Here is a 17,015-nt window from a genome sequence, read left to right on the forward strand (position 1 = left end):
TCAATCCCCCTCGAAGACCGGCTTGCGCTTCTCCGCAAAGGCTTCGAAGGCGCGGCGGAAATCCTTCGTCGCCATGCAGACGGCCTGTGCCTGGGCTTCCGACTCAATCATCTCGTCGATGCCCATTGCCCATTCCTGGTTCAGCATGGTCTTTGTCATTGTGTGGGCGAACCAAGGGCCATCGGCCAGCGAATGCGCCAACTTCAGCGCCTCTCCCTCGACCGTGTCTGCGGTATGCAGGGCGTTGAAGAAGCCCCAGGCATGGCCCTCGGCGGCGCTCATGGAGCGGCCGGTGAAGAGCAGTTCGGCGGCGCGGCCCTGGCCTATGATGCGCGGCAGGATTCCGCAGGCCCCCATGTCCGCACCGGAAAGGCCGACCCGGGTGAAGAGGAAGGCGGTCTTGGCTTCCGGGGTTGCGAGCCGAATGTCGGAGGCCATGGCGAGGATTGCGCCGGCACCGACGCAGATGCCATCAACGGCAGCAACGATAGGCTGCGGGCATTTTTTCATCGCCTTGACGAGGTCGCCAGTCATGCGCGTAAAAGCCAGGAGATCCGGCATGGCCATCTTGGTCAATGGCTCGATAATTTCGAACACGTCGCCGCCAGAGGAAAAATTGCCGCCGGCACCGGCCAGAACGACGGCACGGATATCCGACGCATACGCGAGGTCACGGAAAAGGTCGCGCAGCTCCGCATAGCTTTCGAAAGTAAGCGGATTTTTACGTTCCGGGCGATCGAGGCAGATAGTGGCGACCCGGCCGTCGTCGCTCACCTTCCAGAGAAAATGCCGAGCCTGATAGTCCTTGAACGGGCGCAGGTGTCCTGCCATCGAAACCGTGCTCATCCCGTCAATACCTCCCCGCCGGCGATCGCGATCGCCTGGCCATTGATTGAACCCGCTGCCGACGATGCGAGCCACAGCACTGTGTCGGCTACCTCCTCCGGGGTAATGAGCCGCCCCTGCGGATTGCTCTTCGTGAATTCTCTGGATGCTTCTTCGCGGCTTCGACCGGTCTTTGCCATGATCGTCTCGATCGCTGTGGCGATCAGCGGCGTGTCGGTGAAGCCGGGGCAGACCGCATTCACGGTAATGCCGGTTCTGGCCAGCTCGACGGCCAGCGAGCGCGTCAACCCGACAACCCCATGTTTTGCCGCCGTATAGGCGGAAACGTAAGCGTAGCCAGTGAGGCCGGCAGTGGAGGCGATATTGATGATGCGGGCGCCTGCGCCGTGAGCCCTTAGGTCAGGCAACACGGCCTGTGTGACGAGGAAAACGCCGGTGAGGTCGACGGTGAGGACGCGGTTCCACGTTGTGAGCGACGTTTTTTCGAACGGTGCGCTCGGTGCCTCACCGGCATTGTTGACAAGGATGTTGATCGGGCCGAAGGCCGAATGTGCGGTCTTTACACCGTTATCGATTGCGATCTCGTCGGTCACGTCGAAGCCATCGGCAACGCAGGTGAGGGGTCCGAGCTTCGTGGCGAGTGCCTCCAGTGGCGCTGCCCGCCTGCCGGCAAGGGTCACACGCGCACCCGCCTCAACCAGCGCCGTTGCAATTGCAGTGCCGATGCCGCTGCCGGCTCCGGTGACGAGTGCGTGGCGCCCTTCAAACTTTCGCGAACTGTTCATCTGCCGGTTCTCACTTGGCTGCCGACTGGCGGGACAGGTTGGTCTCGTACTGCAGCTTGCTGGAATAGTATTGCTTCGGCCAGGCAATCTCCTTCAGGCCTATGCGGGCAGCCTCGTGCAGCACCCAGGCGGGATCCGCCAGATGGGGGCGTGCAACGGCGCAGAGATCGGCGCGGCCGGCCGCGATCACAGAATTGGCGTGGTCCGCCTCGGAGATTGCGCCGACGGCGATCGTGGGAATGCCCACCTCGTTGCGGATCTTGTCGGAGAACGGCGTCTGGAAGAGGCGACCGTAGACCGGCTTTTCTTCCTTCCACACCTGTCCGGACGAGCAGTCGATCATGTCGGCGCCGGCGTCCTTGAACATCCGGGCGAAAATCGCGGCATCGTCCGGCGTGTTGCCGCCCTCGAACCAGTCGTGGCAGGACAGGCGAACCGAGATCGGCCTGTCCGCCGGCCAGACCGCGCGGATGGCGTGGAAGATCTCGAGCGGATAGCGGGCCCGGTTCGCGTGGCCGCCGCCATATTCATCGGTGCGGCGGTTGGTGAGCGGCGACAGGAAACTGGACAACAGGTACCCGTGTGCGCCGTGCAGCTCCAGCCAGTCAGCACCGGTGGTGACGGCGAACTCGGTCGCGCGGACAAAATCCGCCTTGACGCGATCCATGTCGGCCCGGTCCATGGCTTTCGGGATCTGACCGTCTTTCAGATAGGGTAGGGCGGAGGCGGACAGGAGCGGCCAGCCGCCTGCGTCTAAGGGTTGGTCGATGCCTTCCCAGGCGAGCTTGGTCGCCCCCTTGCGGCCTGCATGACCGAGCTGGATACCTACCTTTGCGCCGCTGTTGCCATGGACGAAATCGACAAATCGTTTCCAGCCGGCCGCCTGCTCCTCGTTCCACAGTCCGAGACAGCCGGGAGTGATGCGGGCATCGGCAGATACGCAGGTCATTTCGCCGAAGACGAGGCCTGCGCCGCCGAGCGCGCGGGCACCGAGATGCACGAGGTGAAAATCGTCGAGCAGCCCGTCTTTCGCCGAGTACATGGCCATTGGTGACATGACGATACGGTTCTTCAGCGTTACTCCGCGTATGCTGTAGGGCGTGAACATCGGCGGCACGGTGTTTCCGTTGGCGCCTTCCCCGATGCTGGCATGTTCCGCAAACCAGCGTTCGTAACCCTCCAGCCATGTCTTGTCGCGCAGACGCAGGTTCTCGTGGCTGATGCGCTGCGAGCGTGTCAGCATCGAATACATGAACTGCTCCGGCGGCAACGTATCGGCATAGCGCCTGCCCACCACCTCGAACCATTCCATGGCGTTGCGGGCGGCATTCTGGATGCGAGCGACATCGACGCGGCGGATCTCCTCATAGTTTTCGAGCACCGCCGGAATCTGGTCTTTCCTATGCCCGCGCTTGTTGAACTGGTTGGTCAGTTCGATCGCATCGTCGATGGCGAGCTTCGTCCCCGAGCCGATGGCGAAATGGGCGGTATGGGCGGCATCGCCCATCAGCACGACATGCGACTGGCCGTTGAAATGGCTCCACTTGCCGCAAATAAGCCGGTTGAAGTTCAGCCAGGCGGAGCCGCGCAGGTGCCGGGCATTGGTCATCAGTTCGGCGCCTTCGAGCACTTCCGAGAACAGGTCCTGGCAGAAGTCGATGGAGCCCTGCTGGTCCAACTGGCCGAGGCCGTGCTTCTCGTATGCCTCCTCCGTCGTTTCGACGATGAAGGTGGAAGTGTTCTCGTCGAACTTGTAGATATGGGCCTGGAACCAGCCGTGCTCCGTCTTGCGAAAGTCGAAGGTAAAGGCGTCGTAGAGTTTTTTGGTGCCAAGCCAGATGTAGCGGTTCGGCCGTGTCACAAGGTCGGGCTGGAATATCTCGGGATAGCGGTTGCGGATCCTTGAATTGAACCCGTCCGAGCCGATGACGAGGTCCGCGTCCGGGAATTCGAGATCGCTCGCTGCGTCCGTCTCGAAGACGAGTTCTACGCCCAGCGCCTCGCAGCGGCGCTGCAAGATGTTGAGAAGCTTCTTGCGTCCGATGCCGACGAAACCGTGACCGGAAGTCCTTCTCCGGGTGCCCTTGAACAAGACCTCGATATCGTCCCAGTGGTTGAAGGCATCCTCGATCTCGGCGGCGCTCTCCGGATCCCAGACGCGCATGGCCTCCATGGTTGCGTCTGAGAACACCACGCCCCAGCCGAAGGTGTCGTAGGGGCGGTTTCGTTCGACGACGGAAATGCTGTGTTCCGGATCCTGCTTCTTCATCAGGAGCGCAAAATACAGTCCGGCCGGGCCGCCGCCGATGCAGACGATGCGCATGAAGCAATTCCTCCTGAAGTTCCCGACTTATTATTTTAAGTTTAAACTATATGCGCGGTCGCCTTCGCGTCAAGTTCTTTCAGGAAGTGTCATCTCCGAGCAAGGGAACCTTTGACAATTGAAATAACGCTTCGTAACTGTTCGGCAGAGCGCATGGAGATGGCAGAGATGGAAGCGGCAAGCGCCGACCTGGAAATGATCGTGCATGGTCCGAGCGGTCGCAACAAGCCGGAAACGCGGCTGTGGCTGCGGATGCTCTCAACGACCAAGCTCATCACCACGGAAATCCGCCGCCGCCTGCGCGCGGAGTTCGGCGCGACGCTGCCGCAGTTCGACCTGATGGCGCAGCTCTACCGGGAAAAGGACGGCCTCCGTCTCGGCGAGCTCTCCAAGCGCACCATGGTCACCAATGGCAATGTCACGGGTCTGGTGGAACGGCTGGAGACGGATGGGCTTGTGAAGCGTGTCACTCCTGACAGGGACCGGCGAGTGACGGTCGCGCAGCTAACGCCTCTGGGGGTTGAACTTTTCATCGCCATGGCTGCCGCTCACGAAGGCTGGTTGCGTGACATCATGTCGGACGTTGATCCGACGACCGTCGATTCGCTCTGGGCAGAAATCGGCGAGGTGAAGACATCTGCGAGTAACCACCTCTCCGGTGCGGCTTTCGAATAGTGCGGCAGGGCGAGGGCGTGGAAGATTTGCAGGCGATTGTCGATGAGATCCATCATGAGCTGACACCGAGGCTCGGGGAAGGAAAGGTAGCGGATTACATCCCGCAGCTCGCCCATGTCGATCCAAGGAAATTCGGCATCGCCGTGGTCGACGTCGATGGCGGCGTCTACAAAGCGGGCGATTGCGACGAGCCCTTCTCGATCCAGAGCGTATCGAAGGTCTTCACGCTGACGCTTGCACTGGGCAAGCACGGCGAGAATGTCTGGAAGCGGGTCGGGCGTGAACCCTCCGGCTCCTCCTTCAACTCCATCGTTCAGCTAGAGAACGAGGAGGGAAAGCCCCGCAATCCGTTCATCAATGCCGGCGCCATAGCCGTCAGCGACCTGGTTCTGGCGGGACATACGCCGCGGGAGGCGATTGGTGAGATCGTCCGCTTCGCGCAGTATCTGGCGGACGACGACGCGATCGCCATCGATCCCGCTGTTGCGAAGTCGGAACTCGCCACGGGCTATCGCAACATTGCGCTTGCCAACTTCATGCGGTCCTTCGGCAAGCTGGATCATCCGGTCGAGCACGTACTTGGCGTCTATTTCCACCACTGTGCCCTGGCAATGACCTGTGCGCAGCTAGCTCATGCCGGCCTTTTCCTTGCAGCGGCCGGTCGCAATCCTCTGACGGGTCACACGGTGGTCTCACGCCAGCGGGCACGGCGCATCAACGCGCTGATGCTCACGTGCGGCCACTACGATGGTTCAGGAGACTTTGCTTACCGTGTGGGTCTTCCGGGCAAGAGCGGGGTAGGCGGCGGTATCATGGCTGTTGCGCCGGGCAAGGCTTCCGTAGCGGTGTGGTCGCCCGGTCTTAATCACAACGGCAATTCGCTGCTGGGGTCCCTGGCCCTCGAAATGCTGGCGCACCGGACCGGGTGGTCCGTCTTCGGACCATAATAGGTTGAACATAAAAAAGGGGGCGCGGCCGAAGCCGCACCCCCTTCCGTCCTGGGAGGACTAACTCAGTCTTCGCTTGCGGCCAGTTGCGTTAGCACCTGACCCCGGCCCCTGATCCGCATAATCAGCGGGACGATGAATGCGAGGGCCGCCACAACAAAAAGCCCTGCCGCGATTGGAGACGTGACGAGGAAGGTCACGTCGCCCTGGCTGATCGCCAGCGCGCGTCGCAACTGCTGCTCGGCGAGCGGACCTAGAATGAGGCCGACGATGACGGGCGCGATCGGATAGCCGAAGACGCGCATGGCATAACCCAGCAAGCCGAAGGTAAGGAGCATCCCGAGCTCGAAGACCGACGGATTGGCGCCGATGGTGCCAAGCGTCGCAAACACGAGGATGCCGGCATAGAGCCAGGGTTTCGGGATTGTCAGAAGCTTTACCCAAAGGCCGATCAGCGGCAGGTTCAAAACGAGCAGCATGAGATTCGCAATCAGCAGCGAGGCGATGAGGCCCCAGACCAACTGGGGGTTGGTCGCAAACAGCAGCGGACCCGGCTGCAATCCGTATTGCTGGAAGCCCGCCAGCATGATCGCTGCGGTGGCCGTGGTTGGCAGACCAAGCGTCAGCAGCGGAACCAGCGTACCGGCTGCCGATGCATTGTTGGCCGCTTCCGGTCCCGCGACGCCTTCGATCGCGCCGTTGCCGAATTCTTCCGGATGCTTGGTCAGCCGCTTCTCCGTCGCATAGGAGAGGAAGGTGCCGATCTCGGCGCCGCCGGCCGGCATCGCGCCGATCGGGAAGCCGATCATCGTACCGCGCAGCCACGCCTTCCAGGAGCGGCCCCAGTCGGCGGCACTCATCCACACAGACCCTTTGACTGCCTCCACTATATCCGCGCCGCGGCTACCCTGGGCCGCGATGTACAGGGTCTCGCCGATCGCGAACATGGCGACCGCCATCGTTGTGACCTCGATGCCGTCCAGGAGGTCCGGCACGCCGAAGGCGAGCCGGGTCTGACCGGTCAACTGATCGATGCCGATCACGGAGAAGGCAAGACCTATGAACAAGGATGTCAGACCCCGGAGAGCCGAATCGCCGAACGCGGACGACACCGTCACGAAGGCGAGCACCATCAGCGCGAAATATTCACGCGGGCCGAATTTGATTGCCAGCTGGACGACGTAGGGCGCGAGGAAAGCAAGCAAAAGCGTCGCGATGAGGCCTGCAACGAAGGACCCGATCGCCGCGGTGGCAAGTGCCGGTCCGCCGCGTCCCGCTCGCGCCATCTTGTTGCCCTCCAGCGCTGTGACGATAGATGCACTTTCGCCCGGCGTGTTGAGGAGGATGGACGTCGTAGAGCCACCATACATCCCGCCGTAGTAAATGCCGGCGAACATGATGAGAGACCCGGTAGGGTCGAGACGATAGGTAACGGGCAGCAACAGCGCCACGGTCAGCGCAGGCCCGATGCCGGGGAGAACGCCGACCGCCGTGCCGAGTGTTACGCCGACCAGCGCATAAAGGAGGTTGATCGGCTCCATCGCCGACAACAACCCCTGCAAAAGAAATTCAAACGTAGTCATGAGCAGGCCTTCCGGGCGTCGTCATCAGAGGAACAGCTGTTCCAGCGGTCCCGCCGGAAGAGAAAGCTGGAGAAGTCCGGCAAATATTACCCAGATGCCCAGACAGAGGACGATGCCCACCGGGAGTGTGATCCATAGCTTGCGTTTTCCGAAGCCCGCAGCGACGAGGGCGAAGAGGACGCCGGTCGCGATCGAGAAGCCGGCCGTCTTCAGAAGCAGCATTTGTGCGGCAAGACCGGCCACGACCCACACTACCGGGCCAAATTGCTGATGATCGCGCGCAGGGAAATCTCCGCGAAATGCTTCTATCGCCGTCCAGATGCCCAGGCCGACCAGGGCAAACGCGATCCAGTCGGGAACCGTTGCCGGTCCAACCTGCGAATAACCAGCCGTTCCCTTGAGCCGAGAAACATCGAAGAAGATGACGGCGGCGATCACTACGAGGATGACGGCAATGGCAAGCGCCGCCCAATCGGGGCGGCGCTGTTGAGATGTCGATTTCGAGTGGTCCAGGCTCATTTAACCAGTCCGATGTCCTTCAGGATGGTTTCGGTGGCGCTGATGTCCTTGGCCAGCTGCGCATCGAAAGCGTCGCCTGCAAGGTAGGTATCGGCCCAGTTCTTCGTCTTCAGCGTCTCCTGCCAGGTCGGCGACTTGGCCAGCTTCTCGATGTCGGCGAGAACGGCTGCCTTCTGCTCGTCCGAAAGACCCGGAGCCGCCGCGACCATGCGCCAGTTCTGCAGCACGACGTCGTAGCCGGCTTCCTTCAAGGTAGGAGCGTCGACGCCTTCCATGCGCTCTTCGCTCGATACCGCCAGAAGGCGCAACGTGCCCGCCTTAACCTGGGCCTCGAATTCGCCGTAGCTGGAGACGCCAGCTGTGACCTGGCTGCCGAGGATAGCTGCGAGGGCTTCTCCGCCACCGGAATAGGCAATGTAGTTGATCTTCGTCGGGTCGACGCCCGCAGCCTTGGCCAGCAGGCCCACCGCGATGTGGTCTGTTCCGCCGGCAGAACCGCCGGCCCAGGATACCGCACCGGGATCCTTCTTGAGGGCCTCAACGAGCTGGTCAATCGACTGGATTTCGGACGATGCCGGAACGACGATGGCCTCGTACTCGCCGGTCAGGCGGGCGATTGGCGTGACATCCTTAAGGGTGACTGGCGACTGGTTGGTCAGGATGGCGCCGACCATGACGTAGCCGCCGACGATGAGCGCGTTCGGGTTGCCCTTCTGCTGGCTGGCGAACTGGGCGATGCCGATCGTGCCGCCGGCGCCGGGTACGTTGACGACCTGAACGTTGCCGGAGATGCCTTCCTCCTGGAGTGCGGTCTGCAGCGAGCGGGCAGTCTGGTCCCAACCACCACCTGGAGCGGCAGGTGCCATGATCGTGTAGTCCGCAGCATGCGCCGGCAGAGCGAGGGCGCCAGCAACAAGCGAGGCAAGAATGAAGTGTTTCAAGGGTATGTCCTCCAAAACGCGGCCATTGGACGCGATGATTTGATTTTGGGAAAGGAGCATGACCCGGTGCGCGGCAATGCCGGCCAAGGTTTCCTCCCATCCGCATCGAAAGCCCCCCTCCAGGGGCGTCGAACGTCCTAAGCGATCACATCAAGCTGACATCTACCTGACATTCCTCCCATTGCTCCAAATTCGCAAGGCGGAATCACTGCAGGCGCAGGACCTCGTTCCAGCGGGCAACCAGCCGGGCGCGCTTCACTTGATCCAGATAAACCATCAGTCCCGGGCTGACCGGGACCGGTTTCAGCTGGCCGCCCAGCATCTCTCGCATGGTCGTTGCGGTATTGTTGCCGGAGACTTCGGGGCTCACGGCCGGAATCTGCAGCTCGCGGGCCATGATGGTCTGGCCTTGCTTGGACATGAAGAATTCGAGATAGCGGCGACCGAGCTCGGGGGATGCGGCCGCTTGCGGTACGAGGCCGATCCTTGACATGACGACCGTATAGTCCTTGGGCAGTACGATGCCGACTTCCGGATGCCGCGACGCCCAATCGGCGGCGTAGGAGCCAAGGATATTGTAGCCCAAAAGGAAGCGGCCGTCGGCGACCCGCTCCAGAATTGCCTGGCTGGTGGAATAGAGCTTGACCCCCGCCGCGCCCATGGCCTGGATTACCGACCAGATGTCGCCGAACTGCTCCTGGTCTCGTGACATGAAAAGAAAACCGACGCCTGACCGCTCGATGTCATAGGTGCCGATCCGGCCATATGTGGCGTTTCCCTGCTCTCGCAGGAAATCAACAAACTCGGCGCGTGTCGAAGGCGGGGTTTTGTCCTCGAAACTGGGCTTGTGATAGACGAAGACCGCGGGCTCGAATGTCAGGGCGTAAGCGGTATTGCGCCAGTTGGCCCACCCCGGCCACTGGTCGCTCATGGGCAGATCACTGCGCTGTGCGTAGCCGTCGTTGGCGAGCTTGACCTGAAGATCCATGGCGGAAGAGAAGGCGAAATCCGCAGTCTTCTGTCCCGCCTCGGTTTCCCGTACGATCCGGTCGTAGATCTCCCCTGTCAGCATGTCCTCATAGCGCACGGCCACATCCGGATTTACAGCTTGAAAGCCGGCAATCATTGGCTGTGCTAGCGGTTCGTCTAGGGACGAATAAACGACCAGAACAGGCGCGTCGGTACGACCGGACACAGCCGGAAACACGGTCGTGGAGGCTTCGACAAGCCGCGCTGGCAACAGCACGATGAGGAGAAATGGAATGAAGAGCAACTTCATGACCGGACAATGCACCAGCAAGCGCGTCTGAACAAGTTGGACAATGAATTGCCGCTCCGTGACATCGAGCCGGAACGCCGATAAGTTGCCGAAGCTTAGGGGGTGGCCGTGCGTATTCTTCTCGTAGAGGACAATCAGACGCTGGCGGAGGGTCTTGCAACGATCCTGCGCGGTAGCGGCTATGCGGTGGATGCGGTAGCCGATGGAGCGTCGGCGGAAGCCGTCGCAGCGGCGGAAGCCTATGACCTCGTCATCCTCGATCTCAACCTTCCCGAAATGGACGGGCTTGACGTTTTGCGGGCAATGCGCGCACGACAAAACAAGGCGGCGGTGATGATCCTCACGGCCCGGGGAGCGCCGGAGGAACGGGTGAAGGGTCTCGACCTGGGCGCCGACGACTACATGATCAAGCCGTTCGACATCTCGGAATTCGAGGCGCGCATCCGCGTGTTGCTCCGGCGGCAGGCGGGGCTGCGGAGCTCTGTCGTCCAGTTCGGCGGCGTCACGCTTGATCTGACGTCGCGAACCTTCAGCAGTTCCGGAGTGCCTCTGGATATTCCCGCCCGGGAAGTCGCGCTTCTGGAGCTGCTTTTCCTGCGTGCCGGCAAGGTCGTGTCCAAGGATGCCATCGTCCGGTCCCTGACGGGCTTCGACGAGGATCTGTCGGCAAATGCCATCGAGCAATATGTCAGCCGCCTCCGTCGCCGGCTCTCTCCTTACGGATTGACCGTCAGGACGGCACGCGGGATCGGCTACTATCTCGAAATCGCAAGCCTTGCCCCATGACCCATGCCTATTCGCTGCGGCGCCGGTTGCTCGCATGGCTGCTTCTGGCGACTGCCGTCATGGGCACCATTGCGCTCGTCGATACCTGGCGCGAGGCCGAGAAGACAGCCGACGAAGTATCCGATCGGGTGCTGATGGGTTCGGCGCTGGCGATTGCCGAGCGCGTTATCGTATCGGAGGATGGCTCGCTGGAGGTGGACATTCCGTATGTCGCTCTGGAGATGCTGACGTCGGCTGCCCAGGATCGCGTCTTCTATCGCGTCGACGGGCCGCCCGGCACCTTCATCACCGGTTATCAGAACCTGCCGTCAATTCCGCGCTCCGAAGGTCAGGCGGCCGCCTTTGAGGACGCTGTGTTCAGGGGCGAGCCGATCCGTGTAGCCGCGCTCGCGCGGTCTGCCTCAACCGGCATCAATTCCGTGCCTTTCGTCGTGACCGTGGCCGAGACCACGATGGCGCGGCAGCAATTGATGCGAACCATCCTGCTCCGTTCGGCCGCCCGGCTCCTGTTCATGATTGTCGGGGCGGCGGTCATCGTGTGGATCGCCGTCACGGTGTCGCTTAGGCCGCTCTATCGGTTCAGCGAGGCGATCGCACAGCGCAGCCCGGACGATCTCCATCCCATCGGCGAGCGTGTGCCCAGCGAAGTGCAGGGCCTGGTCGACACCGTCAATTCGTTCATGGTGCGGCTTGAATCGGCTCTCGATGCCTTGCGGCATTTCACGGGCAATGCCAGCCACCAATTGCGCACTCCGCTGGCGATCGTTCGCACGCAATTGGCTATCGCCGCGCGTGCATCCGATCCGGAAGCTGTCAGGCAGGCCGTTGGCAAGGCAGATGCGGCGGTTGCGGATGGTGAGCACATCCTCGGGCAACTGCTGTTGATGGCGAAGATTGACGCGGCCACCCGATCCGCTTCGCTGCAAGAAACGGATCTATCGGCACTGGCCCAGTTGCAGACGGCTGATCATGTGCCCGCGGCTGCGGAGGCGGGCATCGACCTCGGATTCGAAGGTGAGGCCGCCGTCTGCGTCTTGGCGGAACCGCTGTTGCTAGGGGAGTTACTCAAGAATCTGATCGCCAACGGGCTGATTTACGCGGGCCGTGGTTCGGAAATCACGGTTCGCGTGTTCCTCGACGAGGGCGTAGCTATCCTGGAAGTGGAAGACAACGGTCCCGGTATCCCAGAGGGCAAGCGCGACGCCGTACTGCGGCGGTTCGACCGCGGCGCCCGCGCCGATGACTTGGGAACCGGCCTCGGCCTGCCGATCGTCGAGGAGATTGCGCGCCTGCACGGCGCGAAACTGGACTTGCAGGATGGGTCGAACGGTCACGGCCTGCGCGTGCGGATCAGCTTTGCGCAGGCGGCTGATCAGGCCTGATAGACGCAGGTGCCGCCGATCCAGGTGCTCTTCATCTGAAGATCATCCGTGAGCAGCACGAAATCCGCGTCGAGCCCTGCCTCAAGTGCGCCCTTGCGGTCCGCAACCTGCGACGCTTCGGCGGGATAGACCGAGACCATCCGTAGCGACTCCTCAAGCGGCAATCCCAGCGTCAGGTGCAGGAACCTGACCGAGGAGATCATGTCGATATCGGCCCCGGCGAGCGTGCCGTCGGCAAGCGTCAGGCGACCGTTGCGTCGAAGGATTTCGCGTCCGTTGAGCGTGAAGCTCGTGAGGTCGGTGCCGATCGGAGACATGGCGTCGGTGACGACGAAGATCCGTCCTGGCCCCTGCTTGGCTCGCAGCGCCACCAGCATGGCGGCCGGATGAACATGGATACCATCTGCAATCAGGCCGGCATGGAGACCTCCGGTATCGAGTGCTGCCCCCACCATGCCTGGTTCGCGATGACCCAGCGGGCTCATCGCATTGTAGAGATGCGTGACGGTGCGCGCACCTGCATTGGCATAGCGCCTTGCCGTCCCGAAACTAGCCTCCGTGTGGCCAAGGCTGACGATAAATCCGCAATCGGCGAGCCTGGAGACCTGACTCTCCGTAACGTTCTCGGGTGCGACAGTGATCATCATCGCGGGAAAGGCGTCGCGACATGAAAGGAGAAGGTCGAGATCGGTGTCATCCATCGGGCGAATCAGGGACGGATCGTGGGCGCCCTTGCGAGCGAGCGACAGGTGCGGCCCTTCGAGATGGAGACCGAGAAAGCCCGGCACCTTTTCCTTAATCGCTTGCTGGCCAGCGCTGATCACTGCGGCCGTCGTTTCCGTCGTATCCGTGATCAGCGTCGGCAAAAGCGCCGTCGTGCCGAATCGGGCGTGCGCAGTGCAGATTGTCCGCAGTCCCGCGACAGTCGGATGATCGTTCAGCATAACGCCTCCGCCGCCATTGACCTGCAGGTCGATGAACCCCGGCACGAGAATGCCCCCGCCGGCGTCTACGACCTCCGCTCCGGCCGGAATGTCAGCGTCGGCAACAATGGCCTCGATGCGGCCTTCGGACAGGACGAGGGAGGAAGCCTCGTGCCAGGTCTCGCCGTCGAAAATGCGTGAGCCGCGAATTGCCTTGCTGGTCATTTGGTTTCGGTCACCTTCTTGAGGGCCGCCGGTGCATCGGGATTGTAGCCACGGGTCCGCGACCAGGCTTCCACAAAACCGTAGAAAGGCAGGATGAGGCAGAGCGCGTCGGTCAACGGGTGGCCCGTCGCGACGAACGGAAGCGGCGTCGCCTTACGGGTGTGGGTCGAGGTCGCAAAAGCCAGTGCGCCTTTGTCGACCAGGCCGTCGGCGATCTCGATCACCGAGTTTTCTGCCGCGTCGCGAGCTGCGAAGGCGATGATCGGGAACCGGTAGTCGACCAGTGCCACGGGACCATGCAGGACCTCGGCTGAGGAATAGGCCTCGGCGTGCATGTTCGACGTCTCCTTGAACTTCAGCGCCGCTTCGCTGGCGATAGCAAGGGCGGGACCACGGCCCAGCATGAAAAGCGAATCTGCGTCGCCCAGCTGGCCGGCCAGATCGCTCCACTCCAGAGCGACGGCCTTTTTGCAGACGGATGGCAGATCGCGAAGTGCAGTCCGCAGATCATTGTCGTCGGTCCACTCCGCCAGCAGCGCCAAGCCGGCGACGATGGAATTGAAGTAGGACTTTGTTGCGGCGACGGCCAGTTCCGGCCCGGCTTGGATATCGATGGCGTGGGTGCAGGCGTTGGCCATCGGAGACTGCAGCGTGTTCGTCAATGCCAGACTGAGTGCGCCGGCGTCGGTTGCCGCCTGAGCCAGGGCAACGATGTCCGGGCTCTTGCCGGATTGCGAAATTGCGATCGCCGCAGCGCCGGCGAGCGTCATCGGCGCATGGTAGATGGACGCGAGCGAAGGGCCGAGTGACGCCACAGGCCGCCCTGTCTTGAGCTCGATGGCGTACTTGATGAAGGTCGCCGCGTGATCGGACGAACCGCGGGCGATTGTCACGAGAAAGGCCGGATCGCGTTCCCGCAGTGCTCTGCCGGCATCAGCGAACGCGTTTGCGGATTGATCGAGAAGGCGCGCTACGGCGTCCGGTATCTCGTTGATCTCTCTTCGCATATGGGTCTGCATGAATTTATTCTCCTAGCGTGAGTTCGGCCACGAAGTCGTAGGTGTCGCCGCGATAGAGGGACCGTGTGAATTCAACGACGCGGCCCGAGGCGAGGTACGAGATGCGCTCGATCGAAAGCCCGGCAGCGCCGACTGGAACGGCAAGCAGGCCAGCCTCCGGTTCCTTTACGTTGCACGCGGATATGCGCTGGATGGCGCGTACCGGACGGGCGCTCGTCTTTTCGAGCGCGGCGTAGAGCGACGTCGTTACGGCAGCCGGATCGGGAAGGAATTCCGCTGAAAGGCTCGCCCGTTCAATGGCAAGCGGCATCTCGTTGGCGACCCGCAATCGGTCGAGCCGTGCCACCATCGTGCCGGCTGCAAGCCCGAGCATCATCATTTCTTCCGGCGAGGGGTGAAACAGGCCGCGCTCCAGCCACTCGGAGCGGGTGGCCAGCCCGCGGCGGGCCATGTCTTCGGTGAACGAGGTAAGCCGGGACAGCGGCTGCTGCACGCGCGAGACCGGCTTGGCAACGAACGTGCCCGAACCCTGTCGCCGGACAAGGAGACCGTCTCGGACAAGATCGTCGACCGCCTTGCGCACCGTCACGCGGCTGACATTGGCATACTCCGCCAGATCCCGTTCGGCGGGCAGCGCATCGCCGTGGCCGAGGCGGCCGGATGTGATGGCGCTCTCGAGCGTCTGGCGCAGCCTGAGATAGAGCGGGCCGCCGCCCGTCGCCTGCAGGCTTTCCAGAGGCAGGATGGAGGCCAGCGCGTCGCTCATCAGTCGGTCGCCTCCGGTTGGAACGTCTTGATGGCAAGAGCAACGGAGCCGGCCAATGCATCGGCCAGCGGCTCGGCGAGGCGCGCTTTGTGTCGCTCGGCCAGATAGGACGGATAGATCTGCGCCAGCCCGCCCAGGAGACACAGTTGCCCGCTACCCTCGGTGATCCGGCTAACGGCGTCGAGTGCGTCATCGACATATGTCGCGGCCTGACGCATCAGGCGCAGTGCGGTGACATCACCTTCTGCGGCAAGCTGCACGACCTGTGGCGCGTAGCGTCCGAAGTCTCCGGGATGGGCGGCTCGCGCAAAGTCTACGACCTTGCGAGGATCATTGTCGAACTCGTCGAGGATGAGCGACGTCAGCGCGCTCTTTGGGTGAATGCCATCATGCGCGAGCAGGCTTTCCTGGAGTGCCGCATGGCCGATCCGTGCGCCGCCGCCAAGATCGCCAATCTGGAAGCCCCAGCCGCCGAGATAGTGGAGTTGACCCTTGTGGCGGACGATGAAGATCGTGCCGGTACCGACGATCGCAATCGCGCCGTCGGCGTCGCCCAAGGCGCCCTGAAGCGCGATCAGTCCGTCGGAAACGATGTGGGCGCGTTCAAACGGCAGACGCGCCGTGACATAGGAGACCGCATCGCCGACATTGTTGCCGGCGACCCCCAGGAGTGCCGAGCATTGTGAAAGAGCGTGATCGGCGAGGCCTGCGTCGTGCAGGGCGAGCAGGGCGGCTTCCTCGATATGCTTGAGTGCAATGTCGGGAGCCGTCAGAATATTGGAGGCGCCGCTGCGCCCACGTCCGAGGATGCGGCCATCTGCACCCGCCACGGCGGCCCGGCAGCTTGTGCCTCCGCCATCGATCCCAATGAAATAATTCGTCATGCACGACCTCCACGGCGATGATACCAAAAAAATACCATTTACCAATACCGAAAGCTGTTTCCAGCAAGGTGAACTGAGCAAAACATTGAATTAACGAAATAAATTTATATCCTGGGAAAAGTTGTTAATCTGATCTTCATAAAATCTGCTTTTCCCGCTGGACAATTGGTATTTTTTTGGCATCATTTTAGTAAGAGGGAGAAGCGGATGAGCAGAACTGCCACCGAAGCCAGACACAGGAACGCGAAAGGGCTCGATGCCCTGTCTCCGCTTGAGGTGCTGGCGCTTCTTGCTGCAGGCCAGCAGGCCGCGGCCGCGGCCGTGGACGCGGCAATACCAGCGATCGATCAAGCCTCCGAACTTTTCGCCAACACCGTTCGTGTGGGCAACAAGCTCGTTTATGCCGGCGCCGGCAGTTCCGGCCTGATGGCAATGGCTGATGCACTCGAGCTTCCCGGAACCTACGGAATTCGCCAGGAGCAGATCGTCGTGCTGCTTGCCGGTGGGGTGGAGAGCCTTTCAGACCTCGCCGGCGCGCCGGAGGATGACGTCGAGCAGGCCCGCAAGGATGCGGCCGTCATCGGCTCCGGAGACTGTGTGATTTGTGTTTCCGCCAGCGGATCGACGCCCTATGCGCTGGCCGTGGCAGAGGAAGCGCGATCCCGCGGCGCTAAGGTCGTCGCGCTTGCCAACAATGCCGGCGCCAGGCTTTTTACACACGCAGACGTCGCGATCCTCCTGGAAACGCCTGCGGAAGTGATTGCGGGATCCACCCGCATGGGTGCGGGTACCGCACAGAAGATCGCCTTCAACATGCTGTCGACGCTCGCCGCCATCAGGCTCGGCCATGTTCACGACGGCCACATGGTCAACCTTAATCCCGATAATGAGAAGCTTCGTCTTCGCGCCGCGCGTATCGTGTCCGACATCGCCGGTGTCGGAACAGACGAAGCCGCGCGGCTGATCGACGAAGCCGATGGCTCCGTGAAGGTTGCCGTTCTGTTGGCATCCGGTGCGCCGGATGTCGATGCTGCGCGACGAGTCCTTGCCGCTTCCGATGAAAGGCTGCGACCGGCGCTTGCAGAAATCAATGCTACGACTGGGTTCCACAAAAGCGCCTGAAGGCGCGAAC

Annotated in this window: 16 protein-coding genes; 5 read left to right on the forward strand and 11 right to left on the reverse strand. The window is 62.2% G+C overall.

The genetic code is table 11. From position 1 onward, the window contains the following. The 3 genes from LH464_RS11770 to LH464_RS11780 are packed head-to-tail and all read right to left on the reverse strand — an operon-like array spanning position 1 to position 3,954. Entirely contained in the window at positions 1–846 is an 846-nt protein-coding gene (locus LH464_RS11770) for an enoyl-CoA hydratase family protein (protein ID WP_226786572.1), read from the reverse strand. After that, the gene (locus tag LH464_RS11775; protein ID WP_226786573.1) at positions 843–1,631 is read right to left on the reverse strand and encodes an SDR family NAD(P)-dependent oxidoreductase; all 789 of its coding nucleotides are present in this window, start codon (positions 1,629–1,631) and stop codon (positions 843–845) included. Before LH464_RS11775 ends, LH464_RS11770 begins: the two co-directional genes overlap by 4 nt. A 10-nt stretch (positions 1,632–1,641) precedes the next feature. Beyond that, entirely contained in the window at positions 1,642–3,954 is a 2,313-nt protein-coding gene (locus LH464_RS11780; protein ID WP_226786574.1) for a bifunctional salicylyl-CoA 5-hydroxylase/oxidoreductase, read from the reverse strand. Positions 3,955–4,113: 159 nt separating this feature from the next. On the opposite strand from LH464_RS11780, the gene LH464_RS11785 reads away from it, so the two are divergent. Together LH464_RS11785 and LH464_RS11790 are read left to right on the forward strand one after the other, a co-directional pair. Beyond that, complete coding sequence (locus LH464_RS11785; protein ID WP_226786686.1) at positions 4,114–4,629, forward strand: MarR family winged helix-turn-helix transcriptional regulator; 516 nt, start codon at positions 4,114–4,116, stop codon at positions 4,627–4,629. A gap of 17 nt (positions 4,630–4,646) precedes the next feature. Continuing rightward, on the forward strand, positions 4,647–5,576 hold the full coding sequence (locus LH464_RS11790; RefSeq protein ID WP_226786575.1) for a glutaminase: 930 nt from the start codon (positions 4,647–4,649) through the stop codon (positions 5,574–5,576). Positions 5,577–5,641: 65 nt separating this feature from the next. On the opposite strand, the gene LH464_RS11795 is transcribed toward LH464_RS11790, so the two are convergent. The 4 genes from LH464_RS11795 to LH464_RS11810 form a co-directional block, all read right to left on the reverse strand. Continuing rightward, entirely contained in the window at positions 5,642–7,159 is a 1,518-nt protein-coding gene (locus LH464_RS11795; protein WP_226786576.1) for a tripartite tricarboxylate transporter permease, read from the reverse strand. 24 nt (positions 7,160–7,183) lie between these two features. Further along, on the reverse strand, positions 7,184–7,678 hold the full coding sequence (locus tag LH464_RS11800) for a tripartite tricarboxylate transporter TctB family protein (RefSeq protein ID WP_226786577.1): 495 nt from the start codon (positions 7,676–7,678) through the stop codon (positions 7,184–7,186). Continuing rightward, positions 7,675–8,619 (reverse strand): Bug family tripartite tricarboxylate transporter substrate binding protein, encoded by a 945-nt coding sequence (locus tag LH464_RS11805; RefSeq protein ID WP_226786578.1) that lies wholly within the window; start codon positions 8,617–8,619, stop codon positions 7,675–7,677. The genes LH464_RS11800 and LH464_RS11805 overlap by 4 nt, the downstream gene beginning before the upstream one ends. Positions 8,620–8,824: 205 nt before the next feature. Continuing rightward, complete coding sequence (locus LH464_RS11810) at positions 8,825–9,898, reverse strand: ABC transporter substrate-binding protein (RefSeq protein ID WP_226786579.1); 1,074 nt, start codon at positions 9,896–9,898, stop codon at positions 8,825–8,827. 108 nt (positions 9,899–10,006) lie between these two features. On the opposite strand from LH464_RS11810, the gene LH464_RS11815 reads away from it, so the two are divergent. Continuing rightward, on the forward strand, positions 10,007–10,684 hold the full coding sequence (locus LH464_RS11815) for a response regulator (protein WP_226786580.1): 678 nt from the start codon (positions 10,007–10,009) through the stop codon (positions 10,682–10,684). Then, on the forward strand, positions 10,681–12,066 hold the full coding sequence (locus LH464_RS11820; RefSeq protein WP_226786581.1) for a sensor histidine kinase: 1,386 nt from the start codon (positions 10,681–10,683) through the stop codon (positions 12,064–12,066). Before LH464_RS11815 ends, LH464_RS11820 begins: the two co-directional genes overlap by 4 nt. On the opposite strand, the gene nagA is transcribed toward LH464_RS11820, so the two are convergent. From nagA to LH464_RS11840, 4 genes are read right to left on the reverse strand one after another with little or no spacing between them, the layout of a single operon-like run. Then, positions 12,057–13,214 carry an N-acetylglucosamine-6-phosphate deacetylase gene (gene nagA, locus LH464_RS11825; protein WP_226786582.1) on the reverse strand — a complete coding sequence of 386 codons (1,158 nt, stop codon included), beginning with the start codon at positions 13,212–13,214 and terminating at the stop codon, positions 12,057–12,059. The genes LH464_RS11820 and nagA overlap by 10 nt on opposite strands. Further along, positions 13,211–14,233 (reverse strand): SIS domain-containing protein, encoded by a 1,023-nt coding sequence (locus LH464_RS11830; RefSeq protein ID WP_226786583.1) that lies wholly within the window; start codon positions 14,231–14,233, stop codon positions 13,211–13,213. Before LH464_RS11830 ends, nagA begins: the two co-directional genes overlap by 4 nt. 4 nt (positions 14,234–14,237) lie before the next feature. Next, positions 14,238–14,999, reverse strand: a complete 762-nt coding sequence (locus tag LH464_RS11835; RefSeq protein WP_226786584.1) for a GntR family transcriptional regulator — start codon at positions 14,997–14,999, stop codon at positions 14,238–14,240. After that, a complete protein-coding gene (locus LH464_RS11840) occupies positions 14,999–15,883 on the reverse strand; it encodes an N-acetylglucosamine kinase (protein ID WP_226786585.1) in 885 nt (294 codons plus the stop codon). Before LH464_RS11840 ends, LH464_RS11835 begins: the two co-directional genes overlap by 1 nt. Before the next feature lie 207 nt (positions 15,884–16,090). Here LH464_RS11840 and LH464_RS11845 point away from each other — a divergent pair, with 207 nt between their 5' ends. Beyond that, positions 16,091–17,005, forward strand: a complete 915-nt coding sequence (locus LH464_RS11845) for an N-acetylmuramic acid 6-phosphate etherase (RefSeq protein WP_226786586.1) — start codon at positions 16,091–16,093, stop codon at positions 17,003–17,005. Positions 17,006–17,015 lie beyond the last annotated feature (10 nt).

Source organism: Pseudorhizobium xiangyangii, assembly GCF_020531965.1.
In the GTDB taxonomy this organism is placed as follows: domain Bacteria; phylum Pseudomonadota; class Alphaproteobacteria; order Rhizobiales; family Rhizobiaceae; genus Neorhizobium; species Neorhizobium xiangyangii.